Here is a 14,782-nt window from a genome sequence, read left to right on the forward strand (position 1 = left end):
GATGAAAGCGACCTTTCAAGCCATGCGCAAGTGGGCGGTGCAAACCGCCCGCCTGTGCTGCGGGGTGCCCGACTACGACGTCTACGTGAAGCACCTGCGCGAGCGTCATCCGGAGCGCAAGGTACCCAGCTACCGCGAGTTCTTCCGCGAACGGCAGGAAGCCCGCTACAAGGGCACCGGCGGGCGCTGCTGCTGACCTGGCGCGGCTGTTTGTGGGAGCGGCTTCAGCCGCGATGCTTTTGGCTTTGAGTTCATGAAGCAAAGTATCGCCGCTGAAGCCGCTCCCACAGAACGCGGTAACAGCTCCCGGTGCCAATCCGCACTGGCCATTCCCACTCAGACAGGGACAATGGGCGATTGCCTGTACGCTTCGCTGTCATGTCCCCGAGCAAAAACACCTCACCTGTCGCCACACCAGCCCAGCGCCACGCGGGTCTGCGCGTCATCGCGATCTACGAGATCATCAAGACCCTGTGCCTGGTTCTGGTGGCGATGGCCGCGTTCCATCTCGATCGTCAGCAGAACTTCGAGCGGCTGGTGCACTGGCTGGAACACCTTTCGCTGGCAGACAGCAACGGCCTGCGCTGGAAGCTGGTCGGCCTGCTGCAGGATTTCGGACCGAGCCGGTTTGTCGCCATCGGTGCCGTCGCGCTGGGCTATGCCGTGCTGTTCGGCATCGAGGGCATCGGCCTGTGGATGGGCAAACACTGGGCGGAATGGTTCACGGTAATCGCCACCGGCTCGCTGATCCCGCTGGAACTGTACGAGACGCTGCACCATTTCGGCTGGCTCAAGCTGGCCACCCTGGTCGGCAACGTGGCGATCATCATCTACCTGGTGCGCATCGCAATGCAGCCGCGCGCCTCACGCTGAGGCGTTGCCGGCTCCCCGCCGCCGCGGCGGGCCCGCGCAAGCCATGTCTGGTTTCTCCGCGAACGGACCGGGGCTCACATGTCGCAACGGGATTCGTTCGATTCGACCCATTGATAGGCGTCGACGACCTCGCCCCGGGGCAGGTATGAGATATCCATCGCCTGTGCTCCCCGACGGATCTTCAGTTCGAGTCTGGCGTGCTGGTCGGCCTGAATACCGTCCTGGGGTACGGGTTTCACTATTTCGTCTCCGTTGCGAATGCCTGCCCGGGCGGCCTCGGAACCCGGTATCAATCCCCGGACAATGCGCCTTGGCTCGATCAATACGTCGGGCGTAAAGCCCAGCTCGTAACGGCGAAGCGGCCGGGTGACGCGACGAAAGCAGCGGCCGAAGGCGTCCGGGGGCAGCACGACGAGCTTGCCGCGCATCATCTGCTGAAACTGCAACTTGCCACGTTTGCCCAGCGCCTGGGTGACCGCATCGACCCAATCGGACTCGGTCACCGGATGGCCCGACGCGCGACGGTGCAGCAGTGCGAGCACCAGATCGTCCAGCGAACGCTTGCCCTTCGACGCGTGACGAAGGGCGGCGTCCACCTGTGCGAAATAAAGCGCACCGCGGTCGTAAGGCAGCACGCGGATCCGGGTATCGGGCCAGAACCGCGCCGAGATCTGATCGTTCGGCGTCGTATTCAGCATGTCCGTGTAGTAGCGCGCCGCCGTCGTGTTGAGATCGTCGAGGTACGCCTGCCGATCGATCTGACCCGCGCGCAAAGGCAACAACCGCTGGTAATAGACGGCCAAACCCTCCGAGAACCACGATGCCGCAAGCTCGTCCTTGGCGTCGAGCGCACCAACAAAGGTGTGCACCATTTCGTGGGCGAGCGTCATCTTGAAAGTATCGACCGGCGTGTGTTCGTCGAACGTGCCGACGAATGAGTGGCCCACTTCAACGCCACCGCCCGGATTGATCGGATTACGCCGCAGATACACGCTGTAGGCCGTGTTGCCGGCATCGAAAAACTTGAGGTAATAGGTGTAAAGCTGGTGGGTCCACTGCATCAAGGCGCGCGCGTCGAAACGTGGTGTGCCCTGCCAGGCTGAAAAGAACCCATCGGCGGCCGGACGCTCCGGCTCATGTCCGGGCTGCCCACCCATCAGGAACACCGACTCCAGTTGCTCGGGCGCCACGGCAGTGGCGCCGAGCTGGTCACCCAGGCCAAGGGTGGAGACGCCCAATGTGTTGCCACCCAGCCCTGCCAGATCCCAGTGCAGCTTCAGCCGATATGCCTGGCTGCTGTCCGGCAACAGCAAGAAGCTGCCGGTCAGACCCGAAAAGACCCTGCCCTCGCTGCGCAGCTCGAACGGCGGCGCGGCACCCAGCGGATTGGCTTCGTTGGTGATGTCCACCCGGTAGCTCAGCTTCAATGGCCCGTGCACGATGCGTGCAGCCTTCCAGCGTCGATAGGGCTTCTGACCGCCCCGGTCGTCGTCGTACGTCAGGGCCAGCGCGCCATCGGCATCGTAAGCCTGCAAATCATGCAGATTCACCGCAGCCGTCTTCACGTTGCTTGTCACCAGCGGCATCCGTACCAGCGGCGCCCCCGCAGCTGCCGCATTTCCCGGCATCTGGACGGCCACATGCAGCGAAGTGATCCGCTGCGCGCCTGCACTGACGGACGGCTGCAAAGTGACGCTGATTGTGCGGCCCGTCGGCGATTGTGCCTGCACGCCTGATATCAGCATCAGCGTCAGCAGGGGCGTGAACCACGCTCCCCTGAGTTTGCCGCGTCTTTCGCTGGCGATGGTTTCCGACATGGCGATTTCCTTGTGTGCCGGTCGTGGCCTTGAACCACGATCGACACTTTTACCAAAGGCGTCCGCGCACCATGCATCGATGACGCGGACGGATAGCCTGGATCATCAACGACGAGCTCAGAATGAATAGGTCGCCGAAATGCCGACCGTCCGTGGCTGGATCAGCAACAGTCCATAGGAGCTGACTCCCGTCGTGGCGTTCTGCGCGGTGGCGCTCAGATAGCCCCTGGCATCGGTGAGGTTCTTGACGTAAAGGGACACATTCCAGTCCATCGACTGTACGCCGGCATGCAACTCGGCCGTGGTGTAGGGCCGCAGCAGAAAACGCTGCGCCTGGGCCGACGCGGTGAAACCGCCCTCGCGATCACCCACGTAGGTGACGCCAGCGCCGAGGTTGCCGTCCAGCGAACCACCCAGCGGGAAGGTGTAATCCGCCGACAGGTTGCCCGACCACAACGGTGAATAGGGCAGACGATCGCCGCTTCTTCCGTAGGTGCCGTCCGGCGTGCTCTCGGTCAGCACTGCACGCGTGTAGGAGGCATTGCCCGCGATCGTCAGTCCGCGTAACGGCCGCCAGCTCAGGCTGGCTTCGGCGCCTTCGCTCTTGGCGCTGCCGGCATTCACGTAGTAGCTGTTTCCCGTTCCCTGCGAGGTTTCGGAGAGCTGGATGTCGGTCCAGTCGATGTAGAACAGCGCCGTGTCCAGGGTCAGCGTGTGGTCGGCAAAGTCGCCCTTCAAACCCCATTCGTAACTGGTGAGAGAGTCGGACTTGTACTGGCCCGGGAAGCTGCCCCTGTCGTCCATCAGCAGCGCGTTGGCCCCGCCTGCCCGGTAGCCGGTGGATACCCGGCCGTACATCATCACGTTGGCGTTGAGGTGGTAGCGCGGACTGAAGCTGTAGGTCCACACCTTGTTGCTCGCGTCTTCACTGTCGGACGACGGTCCACCGTTGAGCGGGCCATCGTAGTTGTTGGCGAAACCCTGTTCGATGGAGCTGAAGCGCCCACCCAGCTGGATATCGAATGCGTCAGTGAATTTGTAGTCGATGTTGCCGAATGCCGCCTTCTCCCGGTAGGTCGAAGGATAGATGTCTTCATACATCGAGCCAAAACCCGCGTCGGCGCCGGTGGTACGGTCCACGGCGACGAGCGCCTGATACCCCGACGTATGCTCGTTGGTGAAGAACACGCCACCCAGCCAGCTCAACGAGCGACCATCGTCCGGCGAAGACAGACGGAACTCCTGGGTGAACTTGCCGGTGCGGTTGTTGTTGTCGATCCTGATCCCGAGGTCGGGAACACCGTAGATGAGATTGGCAACGCCACCGAACGTGCCGGTGACATCCTGCGGCCCCACCAGCGTGTACTGGTTATAGCTGGAGATCGAGTGGAAGTCGGCTCCGCCGAAACGATCTTCCACCTGCAACGTGTAGATGCGGGTTTTCACATCGGCCGAATCCGTACCGGGCAGGCGCCGGTGATCGTAAGGACCGTCCACTGGCGTGTAGCTGTTCTGGCCTACGTCGATGCGCGCACCGCCATCGACCGAACTGTTTTGCGCCATGACCGAGGCGCGTACCTTGAGGCTGTCGGTGACATTCCACAATGCCGAGATCCTGCCGCCACTGGCATCGCCATCGTTCACGTTGTGCTTGCCCTGGCCCGGATCGTCGACGAAGCCGGGGTCATGGCGCTTGAAGGCACTTACTCGTACAGCGAGCTTGTCCTTTACCAATGGCAGGTTGACGGCAGCGCGCGCGGCATACCCGACGGTACCGTGTTCCGTGCTGGACAGATCGGACTGCACGCGCCCGCTGAACGCCTGGGTATCGGGATCGATCATGGAGAACTTGATCAGCCCGCCCATGCTGCTTGCACCGTAAAGCGTGCCCTGCGGACCACGCAGCACTTCGATGTGATCGATGTCGAAAGGGTCGAGATCGGCAATGGAATAGTCCGTGGTGGACGATCCGAACGGTGCATCGTCGATCATCACGCCAACCGTGGGATTGAGCTGCTCTCCGGCGGAAATACCGCGTATCACGAGCGTGGTGCGACCGGAACCACGATCGTAAACACTCAACCCAGGAACCTTGGCGTAGTAGTCGTCAAGCCTCGACGCGCCGGAGTTGAGCAAGTCGGCCGCTTCGACGACCGTCATCGAGATCGGCACATCCTGCTCGGACTCGGACTTCTTCTGCGCAGTGACCATTACCTGCTGCAGGTTTTTCACATGCGATGCCTGGACGACCTTGGGCGACGCGCTGTCCTGCGCGAACGCCGGTGGCATGAAGACCAGGGACGAAGCCACGGTGGCGCCGAACAGGCCGACAAAGGTTGCCCTGGACAACATCCTGGACTTCAACGGATATGGATTCTTTGCATTCACACGTTTTCCCCTTCGAGTGGCATTGACGGATGTGACCCATGGTTCTGGCGTCTCCCGCGCATCCCCGCGGCAGCCTCATTCAAGCCAGCCAAGGTGGTCGGGTAGGTCCGCTGACGTCGCGGCTTCATGCCAGGGCTTCGAGCAATCGTTCGATATCGTCATCGGTGTTGTAGATCGACGGCGAGATGCGCATGCGCCCCTCACCGACAAAGACATCCAGACCCGCAGCACGCAACTTCCTGTCCAGCGAAACGCTGTCCTTGACCAGAAAAGTGGCGATGGGCGATCCGGCATCGGCCGGGGTCATGGAGGGATAACCCAGCCGCGGAACTTCGCGCTGCACCTTGGCGATCAATCGCTGTGCATGGCGCTGGATGGTGGCCGGGCCCAACGCGAGAATGGCCGGCAGCGAGTGCGACAACGCCGCCAGCGTGGCGTTGGAGTACGTGCCTATCTCGAAGAAACCCGAAGCGTCGTCGTGCTGCGACCACGATGCCGGATACGGGCCGGCAGGGTCGTCCGGAAAGGCGTGGTAGTCGAATGCGTTGAGCTGCCGATAGCCGAACAAGGTACGCCGCAGGCGCGGGATGACGCTTTGCCTGACGTACAGAAAACCCAACCCGAAATCGCCCATCAACCACTTGTAGCTGGCGCTTCCCATCGCATCGACGCCCGACTCCTTCACGTCGACGGGAATCGCGCCGACGGCCTGCACGGCATCCACGTAGACCAGCGCGCCACGTGAATGGGCGAGTTCGCAAAGGGCCTTCAGATCGTGTTGGAAACCATTGATGAAGGACACTTGAGATACGGCCACCAGACGCGTCTTGTGGTCGATCACGCGCTCCATGTCCTTCAGGTCGATGCGCCAGTGCTTGTCGGGCCGGACGACGCGCACATCCATGCCCTGCTTCTGCAAAGCGCCATAGAGGTACAGCGAGCCTTCGAAATGCAGGCCATCCGTGACGATATTGCAGTCATTGTCGGGCAGGCCGAGGCTGGAGACAAACATCGTTTCGCCGGCCGTCGTGCTGTTCACATAGGCGATCTCTCCCGTCTCGGCGCCGATCAGCCTGGCAAACTGTTGCTTGACGTTTTTCTGCAGCTCATCGATCAGGTCCGGCTTGGTCCAGGCCACGCGTTCCTTGTAGTCGAGGTACTCCTCCACCCTCGCCCGCGCACCTACACTCAATGGGTGCCAGCGCGCGTTGTCGAGGCAGGTCTCGTAGTGCCTGACCTTGAACTCCAGGGCGCCGCCGGCAGGCGCTGCCTTTGCGAATGCATGTCTGGCCAGGGATGCGGGCACGGTCCAAGCGGCGGGCGCAAGCGCCAGCGTCTTCAGTACCTGCCGTCGTGAGACTGTCATCGTCATTTCCCGGGGACGTGGGTGATCGGTGAAGGATGCGGATCGCTTCCGGAGCAGTGGGGTTCAGTCATCGCGCAATTCGACTTCGGCTTCCACTTCCACCGGGATGTTGAAAGGCAGTTGCACCATGCCGACCGCCGATCGAACGTGCATGCCGCGCGCCTCCCCATAAAGCAAAATGATCAGGTCGGAAAACCCGTTGATCACCGATGGGTGGTCGCAGAACGTGGGAGAGGAATTGACCATGCCGAACACCCTCACCCACCGCGCGACGCGGTCCAGGCTGCCCAACTCGCGCTTGATGCTTCCGAGCATGGACAAGGCCACCAGTCGCGCCGCCTGATAGCCTTCCTCGATGCCCAAGTCCTCGCCGAGCTTTCCTGACGCGTGAATTTCGCCCGAGGGTTCCTGCGGGCCATGGCCTGAAATCAGCAAACGCTGGCCACACCGCCTCACTTCGGAAAATGGAAGCCGGATTCCGGCTGGAACCTTCAACGGCGGCGGCAGGGCGAGCCCGGCGGCCAGGAGACGTTCTTCGATTTCGCACATACCCACTCCAGAGACGCTGCAGTAATCCGTTGACTCGCTGCACCGGAACACCTATCGGAATGAATTCAACACATTGTTGAATTAACTAAACAGATTGTTGATTTACCATCGTTCCGGAAAGGCGTCAAGCACGCGATGACGCGGCCGTCGTTGCAACGGGTCATGCCGCAGACGCAAACGGCCCTGGCGCGTGGCGCCATCGGAGTCGAAAGATCTGTTCGTGCCGTAGGCCCTGCGAGCTTCCGCCCGCACGGCATCGGCGAGGACGAAACGGCTTTACTTGCCGGCGGACCGGCGGGTCGGGGCTTTTTTCGCCACACCCTCGTCCGCGCCGGGATGCCTGAGGGCATCGAGGTAGTTGTATATCGTGAAGCGGGTCACCCCGAGTGCACGCGCCGCGCGCTCCACGCCACCCTTCACGGTGAACAATCCGCGTTGCAGCATCGTGTTCACTGCGTGGATCTTTTCCTGCTTGCCCATCGCCGATACCTTCTTGCCGAACTTGTTCACGGCGTCGGTGATGATTTCCTTCATCAGCAGGTCGATACCTGGCGCTGCCGCGCGCTCCGGCTCGGGCTCCGCCTGCCTGGAAAACATGCTTTGCAACAACGCATGTGCCTGTACCACCACCGACATGTCGGCGTTGATGCACAGGCTGGCGAAAGGGGTATGCCGACTGTCCAGGAAAATCACCGTGGTCGACTGCAGCTCCCTGCCATCGCGGGTAAATGTCTGGTAATCGGAAATGACCGAGTGCGAGGCGCCTTCATCCGCCGTGAGATTGCGCTGCAGCTCGACGAAGGCCTTGTCGTTGTCGGGCCCACTGAGGATCGAATCGCCCACCGCTCGTCCGGAAACCTCGCCGTTGACGATTTTGAGGATGGAGTTTCCGGGACAGGTGAGGTCGTGCAGCACGATTTCCACGTTGTGGCCCACCACCTTGCCGATGATGTCCACCACCGGGCTCAACATGTCGAATATCTTCTTCCGCTCAAGCCGAACGGCTGCCGATACCGGCTCACGATCCTTTGTGCTGCCAAGCAGGGACGTCGTTCGAGAGCGTTTGGTGGTCATCCTTCGATATCCCCTTGTGGGCAACATGCATCGCTGATCGCGCCATGGATGAGCTTGAATCCTTCGTCCAGGCACGAGGCTGCTTCATGATCTCGCCCACGATCATATCGCGCGACCCCGCCGCGATTCGCCAGTCCGGACTCATACCTCGTGATGCACCGCCTCGGCAGGCAACTCGTTGAAACCGCCGCGCCGGGGCATCAGCTCGACCAGGTACATCGCGGCCAGGATCAATCCGCCGCCGACAAGCATGCGCCAACCCAGCACGTCGCTGCCAAGCAGCACCGCAAACGCGGCGGCGAACACCGGTTCGGTCGTCATCACGATCGCGGCGCGCGTGGCCGGCAGGTGCGACTGCGCCCAGGTCTGCATCAGCATCGCGCCGGCACCGGCGATCAACGCCATGTACAACACGGCGAACCATGCGCTGCGATCGGGCGGCAGCGTGGGTCCATGCGGCATCGTGGCAAGCAGGCAGACCGCGGCGATCGCCACCATCTGCACCGCCGACATGCCAAAGGCCTCGCCCTGGCGCGACCACTGGCCGAGGCCGACGATATGCAGCGCATACAGCGCGGCCGAAGCCAGTGTCAGCCACACGCCAAGATCGACCGACACCCCGTTCAACGAGAGCAGCGCGAGCCCGGCGATCGACAGCAGAACCGCCAGCCACACCGTGCCGGCCATCCTTTGACGCAACAGCACCATCGCCAGGATCGGCGTAAACACCACGTACATGCCGGTGGCGAAGCCACTGACACTGGGCGCGATCATCGACAGGCCCCAGGTCTGCAACAACTGGCCCAAGCCATAGACCACACCGAGCAGGAGGCCGCGCACGATCTGTTGCCGGCCGAGCCGCAGCACCGGGCGAGCAAACAGCGCCAGCATCACCAGCGCACCGATCACGAAGCGCACGGCCAGGAAATCGGCCACCGGCATGCGTCCGACCACGTCCTTGATCAGCACGAAAGTCGAACCCCACACCGCGGTCATCGCGAGCAGACCGAAGGTCGCCAGCGTCGTGGTTCGCCCGGACTGCGTCATCGACGCAACAGCAATCGCGACAGTTGTCCCGGAATCTGCAGCAGAAAGTGCGTCCAGATACCCAGCCACACCGCCGCGGCCACCAGCGGCTTGCGGGCGGCCGGATCGTGCAGTCGGAACCAGCGCCACATGCCACGGTGCTTGTAACGACTGACGAACACGGGCCGATGCCGGCTGGAGCTGCCCCGGCCGTGATGCACCCGAACGTCGCCGGCCAGCAGCACCTGGTAACCCAGGTCACGCACGCGGCGGCACAGGTCCAGGTCTTCGCAATGCAGGAAATAGCCTTCGTCGAAACCACCCAGTCGCTGGAACATGGCGCTGGGCAGCAACATCACCGCACCGGATACCGCCTCCACCTCGATCGTCTCGTGCGGAATTTCCTGCTCCACGTTGACACCTTCGCCTGGACGACCGAGCAGGCTGGCGAGCGAGCGCTGCAACAACGGATCGCGGCGCCAGGATGCCGGATCTGGGCGACCGCCGGCATCGCAGACAACCGCACCGATCAATCCGGCCTTCGGCCTGTCGGCAAGCAGGGCCAGCAGCCGGCGCAGCTCCTCGTCATGCAATTCGCAATCGGGGTTGAGCACCAGCAACGCCGGCGCATGGGCCTGCCTGGCGGCAAGATTCACCGCCGGACCAAAGCCGAGGTTCTTGTGGCTGTAGATCACCGTCAGCCGTGCATCGTGCGCGTAGGCGCGCTCGATCGCGGGCGGCACACCATCGCGCGAGGCGTTGTCGACCAGGATCAACTCCAGCGGCAGGCTGCTGGACAACACGCAGCGCACGCATTCGCGCAACGCGGGACCGCTATCGGCGGACACCACGATCACACTGAGCACCAGCGAAAAGGGCGAGCGTTGGCTGGCGGGAATATTCACCGTGCAAGTATGCGCGGAGACGCACGCAGGGAAAACAGCCGGGCGCGAAACAGTCCGCACATTTCATGCAAGGAAGGCGCGATCCGACTGCGATCAATCTTCGTCATCACGTCCCAGTACGGCCGCCAGCGTCTGCGGAATATCGTCGTCGTGGCGCGCCAGCCAGGGTTGTTCGCGGTACCAGCCGCTCAACTTCCAGCCGCGCAGACGATGCCGGCGGTCACGTTCGCGATCCCAAAGCACGATGCCGCGACCCTGCTCCGTGCGGGCGGCAAACCAGCGCCCGTCCGGACTGAAGGTCGCCTGCGGTCCGGCGTCGGGAACTTCGTGGCCATCGTCAAAAAAACAGCTGCCGCCGCGGTAGTGCACGCGACCGGCCAGCGGATCGATCGAGCCGCCGTCGAGCTGGTGCCAGACCAGTGGTTGCAACTCGATGATTTCCGCGGCGGGACCGATCGGCGCCATCGCCAGTTCGGGCCATTCGGCGGATGCCGTTGCTGGTGCCGATGCCGCGCGGCGCAGGTCGCGATCCAGCCACGCTTCCAGACCGGCCAGCAGGGTGTAGCCGGCCAGTGCGCCCAGCAGGGCGGCACCCCATGCGAACGCGTTGCCACCGAGTGCCCGCTGCAAAGCAAACAACACGCCCGGCAGGCCCCAGCGCAACCCGCGCCGGATCAGGCCGACGTGCTCTGCATCCAGCCGATGCTGCAGCAGTACGGCAACCGCCACCAGCGAGAACAGCAGTGGCAGACCCAACCACCACGGCAGCAGCGCCAGCAACAGCAGCCACGCCAGCGTTGGCAACCACGAATGCCACGCTGTCCAGCGGTGCCGGGTCACAACCCGGCACCCGTCATGCCATAGCTGGTCAGCCGCACCACACGCGCGCGTTGCGGAACATGCGCATCCACGGCGAATCCTCGCCCCACTGCTCCGGATGCCAGCTCAACTGCACGCTGCGGAACACACGTTCGGGGTGCGGCATCATGATCGTGACGCGGCCGTCGGCAGCGCTGAAGCCGGCGAGGCCGCCGGGCGAGCCGTTGGTATTGAGCGGAAAGTTCTCGGTCGGCTTGCCGCGGTTGTCGACGAAGCGCACCGCACCGTTCGACTTCGACGGGCTGCACGCCTGCGGAAAGCTCACCCGGCCTTCGCCATGCGCCACCGCCACCGGGATCCGCGAACCGACCATGTCCTTGAAGAAAATGCTCGGTGTCTCAAGCACCTCCAGGGTGACCAGCCGCGCTTCGTACTGTTCGGAGGCGTTGCGCAGGAACTTCGGCCAGTGCTGCGCACCGGGGATGATTTCCTTCAACTGGGCCAGCATCTGGCAGCCGTTGCACACGCCCAGCGCGAACTTCGTCTCGTCGGCAAAGAACGCCGCAAACTGTTCGCGCAGCATGTCGTTGTAAAGGATCGAGGTGGCCCAGCCGCGACCGGCACCAAGCACGTCGCCGTAGGAGAAACCGCCGCACGCCGCGAAACCGCGGAAGTCGGCCAGTTTGATGCGGCCGCTGGCCAGATCGGACATGTGCACGTCGACCGCATCGAAACCGGCGCGCGTGAACGCAGCGGACATCTCGACCTGACCGTTGACACCCTGCTCGCGCAGGATCGCGACGCGCGGACGCGCGCCGGTGCCGATGAACGCCGCAGCCACGTCCTGCGCCGGGTCGAAAGTAAGTTTCGGGGTGATGCCCGGATCGGCATCGTCGAGCCGCCACTCCGACTCGGCATCGGCGCTAAGCGGGTTGTCGCGCAGGCGCTGCATCGCGTGACTGGTTTCATTCCACGCCTTGAACAGGGTGCTCCAGTTCCACTTGAACAGGGTCTCCCCGCCGAGGAACATCTTGATGCCGAGCTTCTCCTTCGGCCGGCCGATGCGATGGCTGATGCCGGCCAGGCCGTACTTGACCAGCAGCGCTTCGAACGCCTCGCGATTGGCCTCGGCCACCTGCACCACCGCGCCGAGCTCTTCGTTGAACAGCGCGCGCAACGTTGCCTCGGCCCAGCCGTCCAGATGGATTTCGAGGCCGCAATGTCCGGCGAACGCCATTTCCAGCAAGGTGGTGATGGCACCACCATCGGAGCGATCGTGATAGGCCAGCAACAGGCCGCCCGCGTTCGCTTCCTGGATCAGGTCGAACAGTGCCTTCAGCCTTTTCGCGTCATCCAGATCCGGTGGTACGCCGCCGGATCGGTTGAACACCTGGGTCAGCGCGGAGCCACCCAGACGATCGCGGCCGGCACCCAGGTCGATCAACCACAACATCGAAGTGCCGCGATCGAGCTTGAGCTGCGGCGTGAGCGTGCGACGCACGTCGCCGACGCGGGCAAAGCCGGTGATCACCAGCGACACCGGCGACACCGTGCGCTGCTGCGTATCGCCGTCCTGCCACACGGTCTGCATCGACAGCGAGTCCTTGCCGACCGGAATCGAGATGTCCAGTTGCGGGCACAGCTCCATGCCGATGGCCTTGACCGCGTCGAACAGCGCAGCATCCTCGCCCGGATGATTGACCGCAGCCATCCAGTTCGCAGAGAGCCGAATCAGTCCGAGATGTTCGATCGGCGCGGCGGCGAGGTTGGTGATGGCTTCGCCCACGGCCAGGCGCGCCGCATCAGCACTGTTGAGCAGCGCCACCGGCGCACGCTCGGCCATCGCCATCGCCTCGCCGGCATAGCCGTCGAAGTCGGCGATGGTCACCGCGCAGTCGGCCACCGGCACCTGCCACGGGCCGACCATCGGATCACGATGATTGAGGCCGCCCACCGTGCGATCGCCGATCGTGATCAGAAAGCTCTTGCTGCCCACGGTGGGCAGGCGCAGCACGCGCAGCAGCGCCTCGTCCATGCTGATGCCGGTGAGATCCGGCACCAGATCGATGCGCGGCTTGATCCGGCTAGCGTCACGATGCATCCGCGGCGGCTTGCCGAACAGCACGTCCATCGGCAGGTCGATGGCGGTCAGTTCGCGGCGCGGATCGGTGAGCACCAGCTGGCGCTCGACCGTGGCATCGCCGACGACCGCATACGGACAACGCTCGCGCACGCACATCGCCTCGAACCCAGCCAGATCTTCCGGGCCGATCGCCAACACGTAGCGTTCCTGCGATTCGTTGCTCCACACCTGCATGGGCGACAGCGAGGGGTCGTCGCAGGGAATCTTCGACAGGTCGATCACGCCGCCGACGCCGGCATCGTTGAGCAGTTCCGGGATCGCATTGGACAGGCCGCCGGCACCGACGTCATGCACGCTGACGATCGGATTGTCGTCACCCAGGCGCCAGCACGCGTCGATCACTTCCTGGCAGCGCCGTTCCATCTCGGCGTTGTCGCGCTGCACCGAGGCGAAGTCCAGCTCCGCGCTCGACGCGCCGCCGGCCACCGACGAGGCTGCACCGCCGCCCAGGCCGATCAGCATCGCCGGGCCACCCAGCACGATCACCTTGTTGCCCGGCTGTACCGCGCGCTTCAGCACGTGGCCGGCGCGCAGGTTGGCCAGGCCACCGGCCAGCATGATCGGCTTGTCGTAGCCACGGCGCAGTCCGGCTTCGCCGGTCTCGTGCTCGTAGCTGCGGAAATAGCCGCCCAGGCAGGGACGGCCGAATTCGTTGTTGAACGCCGCCGCACCGAGCGGGCCATCACGCATGATCTCGAATGCGCTGGCCATGCGCGGTGGCAGCGGGCGCTCCACTTCCCACGGCTGCGGATGGCCGGGAATGCGCAGGTCGGACACCGAGAAACCGGTCAACCCGGCCTTCGGTTTGCCGCCGCGGCCAGTCGCGCCCTCGTCGCGGATCTCGCCGCCGGCGCCGGTGGCGGCCCCCGGCCACGGCGCGATCGCGGTGGGGTGGTTGTGCGTCTCCACCTTGATCGCGAAATCGATGCGCTCCTCGTGGCCACGCCACACACCGTCCGCCGGATCGGCGAAGAAGCGCTTGCCGGTGCTGCCCTCGATCACCGCCGCGTTGTCCGAATAGGCCGACAAAGTGTGCGCGGGCGAGTGCTGGTGAGTGTGCTTGATCATGCCGAACAGGGTCTTGTCCTGTTCAGCGCCATCGACCGTCCAGCTGGCGTTGAACACCTTGTGCCGGCAGTGCTCGGAGTTCGCCTGGGCGAACATGAAAAGTTCGGCATCGGTCGGGTCGCGGCCGAGTTCGGCATAGCGCTCGACCAGGTAGTCGATCTCGTCATCGGCCAATGCCAGGCCCAGCCGTGCATTCGCTTCGGCCAGCGCCGCACGCGCATCGGCGCCGAGCGCGATATGCACCAGATCGCCCGGCGAGCCGGCCAGGAACAGCCCCTGCGCATCGTCGATCCGGGTCAGCACCGACTGCGTCATCGCATCGTGCAACACGGCGATGATCGCGTCATGCTCCGGCGCGCCCGCCGCCGGCAACCCTGCCACCTGCCAGGCCAGTCCGCGCTCGACGCGGCGCACATCGAAACCGGCGCCATGCAGGATATCGGTGGCCTTGCTCGACCATGGCGAGATCGTGCCCAGTCGCGGCACCACCCACAGCGTGGCCGGCTCTGGCGAGGTGTGACCGGGCGCGGCGTCCTTCGCTTCCAGCACGGCAAGCAGACGCTGGCGCAGCGCTCCCGCCGGTGCCGTGTCGGCATCGATGAAATAGACAAACCACGACGCCTGCACGCGCACGCCGCGATGCAGGGCATCCAGGCGGGCATTCAGACGTTCGAGGCGAAACGGCGAGAGGGCGCTCTGCCCGTCGAGTACGATCATGCGGGGAACGGCTGCTGTGCGGAGGAAACGCCTATTC

Annotated in this window: 11 protein-coding genes; 2 read left to right on the forward strand and 9 right to left on the reverse strand. The window is 64.0% G+C overall.

Annotated elements, in window-relative coordinates; all coding sequences use genetic code 11:
* The first annotated feature begins 1 nt into the window (after nt 1).
* Together ACPPVV_RS15370 and ACPPVV_RS15375 are read left to right on the forward strand one after the other, a co-directional pair.
* Nucleotides 2-196 carry a YbdD/YjiX family protein gene (locus ACPPVV_RS15370; protein ID WP_426700742.1) on the forward strand — a complete coding sequence of 65 codons (195 nt, stop codon included), beginning with the start codon at nt 2-4 and terminating at the stop codon, nt 194-196.
* A 182-nt stretch (nt 197-378) separates the two neighbouring features.
* Complete coding sequence (locus ACPPVV_RS15375; protein ID WP_426700743.1) at nt 379-873, forward strand: DUF2127 domain-containing protein; 495 nt, start codon at nt 379-381, stop codon at nt 871-873.
* Between the two features lie 74 nt (nt 874-947).
* On the opposite strand, the gene ACPPVV_RS15380 is transcribed toward ACPPVV_RS15375, so the two are convergent.
* The 9 genes from ACPPVV_RS15380 to purL all read right to left on the reverse strand — a co-directional run bounded on the left by ACPPVV_RS15380 (nt 948) and on the right by purL (nt 14,745).
* On the reverse strand, nt 948-2,690 hold the full coding sequence (locus ACPPVV_RS15380; protein WP_426700744.1) for a peptidase M61: 1,743 nt from the start codon (nt 2,688-2,690) through the stop codon (nt 948-950).
* A 117-nt stretch (nt 2,691-2,807) separates the two neighbouring features.
* Nucleotides 2,808-5,042 carry a TonB-dependent receptor gene (locus tag ACPPVV_RS15385; RefSeq protein WP_426700745.1) on the reverse strand — a complete coding sequence of 745 codons (2,235 nt, stop codon included), beginning with the start codon at nt 5,040-5,042 and terminating at the stop codon, nt 2,808-2,810.
* Between the two features lie 160 nt (nt 5,043-5,202).
* Nucleotides 5,203-6,444, reverse strand: coding sequence for an aminotransferase class V-fold PLP-dependent enzyme (locus ACPPVV_RS15390; protein WP_426700746.1), 1,242 nt, complete (start codon nt 6,442-6,444; stop codon nt 5,203-5,205).
* A 63-nt stretch (nt 6,445-6,507) separates the two neighbouring features.
* Complete coding sequence (locus ACPPVV_RS15395; protein ID WP_426700747.1) at nt 6,508-6,993, reverse strand: RidA family protein; 486 nt, start codon at nt 6,991-6,993, stop codon at nt 6,508-6,510.
* A 276-nt stretch (nt 6,994-7,269) separates the two neighbouring features.
* Nucleotides 7,270-7,965: a helix-turn-helix transcriptional regulator gene (locus ACPPVV_RS15400; RefSeq protein WP_426700748.1), complete on the reverse strand. Its 696-nt coding sequence runs from the start codon at nt 7,963-7,965 to the stop codon at nt 7,270-7,272.
* Nucleotides 7,966-8,208: 243 nt separating this feature from the next.
* Nucleotides 8,209-9,114 (reverse strand): DMT family transporter, encoded by a 906-nt coding sequence (locus ACPPVV_RS15405; RefSeq protein ID WP_426700749.1) that lies wholly within the window; start codon nt 9,112-9,114, stop codon nt 8,209-8,211.
* Nucleotides 9,111-9,992, reverse strand: a complete 882-nt coding sequence (locus ACPPVV_RS15410; protein WP_426703254.1) for a glycosyltransferase family 2 protein — start codon at nt 9,990-9,992, stop codon at nt 9,111-9,113. Before ACPPVV_RS15410 ends, ACPPVV_RS15405 begins: the two co-directional genes overlap by 4 nt.
* A 99-nt stretch (nt 9,993-10,091) precedes the next feature.
* On the reverse strand, nt 10,092-10,838 hold the full coding sequence (locus tag ACPPVV_RS15415; RefSeq protein ID WP_426700750.1) for a hypothetical protein: 747 nt from the start codon (nt 10,836-10,838) through the stop codon (nt 10,092-10,094).
* Nucleotides 10,839-10,866: 28 nt separating this feature from the next.
* On the reverse strand, nt 10,867-14,745 hold the full coding sequence (gene purL / locus ACPPVV_RS15420) for a phosphoribosylformylglycinamidine synthase (protein WP_426700751.1): 3,879 nt from the start codon (nt 14,743-14,745) through the stop codon (nt 10,867-10,869).
* Nucleotides 14,746-14,782: the final 37 nt, after the last annotated feature.

The sequence above is a fragment of the Rhodanobacter sp. Col0626 genome, assembly GCF_049994385.1.
In the GTDB taxonomy this organism is placed as follows: domain Bacteria; phylum Pseudomonadota; class Gammaproteobacteria; order Xanthomonadales; family Rhodanobacteraceae; genus Rhodanobacter.

What these genes read in the sequence shown, in the direction of transcription:
- ACPPVV_RS15395 (WP_426700747.1), bottom strand. Translation starts at nt 6,993, where the DNA reads ATGTGCGAAATCGAAGAACGTCTCCTGGCCGCCGGGCTCGCCCTGCCG.
- ACPPVV_RS15405 (WP_426700749.1), bottom strand. Translation starts at nt 9,114, where the DNA reads ATGACGCAGTCCGGGCGAACCACGACGCTGGCGACCTTCGGTCTGCTC.
- ACPPVV_RS15370 (WP_426700742.1), top strand. Translation starts at nt 2, where the DNA reads ATGAAAGCGACCTTTCAAGCCATGCGCAAGTGGGCGGTGCAAACCGCC.
- ACPPVV_RS15380 (WP_426700744.1), bottom strand. Translation starts at nt 2,690, where the DNA reads ATGTCGGAAACCATCGCCAGCGAAAGACGCGGCAAACTCAGGGGAGCG.
- purL (WP_426700751.1), bottom strand. Translation starts at nt 14,745, where the DNA reads ATGATCGTACTCGACGGGCAGAGCGCCCTCTCGCCGTTTCGCCTCGAA.
- ACPPVV_RS15385 (WP_426700745.1), bottom strand. Translation starts at nt 5,042, where the DNA reads ATGTTGTCCAGGGCAACCTTTGTCGGCCTGTTCGGCGCCACCGTGGCT.
- ACPPVV_RS15375 (WP_426700743.1), top strand. Translation starts at nt 379, where the DNA reads ATGTCCCCGAGCAAAAACACCTCACCTGTCGCCACACCAGCCCAGCGC.
- ACPPVV_RS15400 (WP_426700748.1), bottom strand. Translation starts at nt 7,965, where the DNA reads ATGTTGAGCCCGGTGGTGGACATCATCGGCAAGGTGGTGGGCCACAAC.
- ACPPVV_RS15390 (WP_426700746.1), bottom strand. Translation starts at nt 6,444, where the DNA reads ATGACAGTCTCACGACGGCAGGTACTGAAGACGCTGGCGCTTGCGCCC.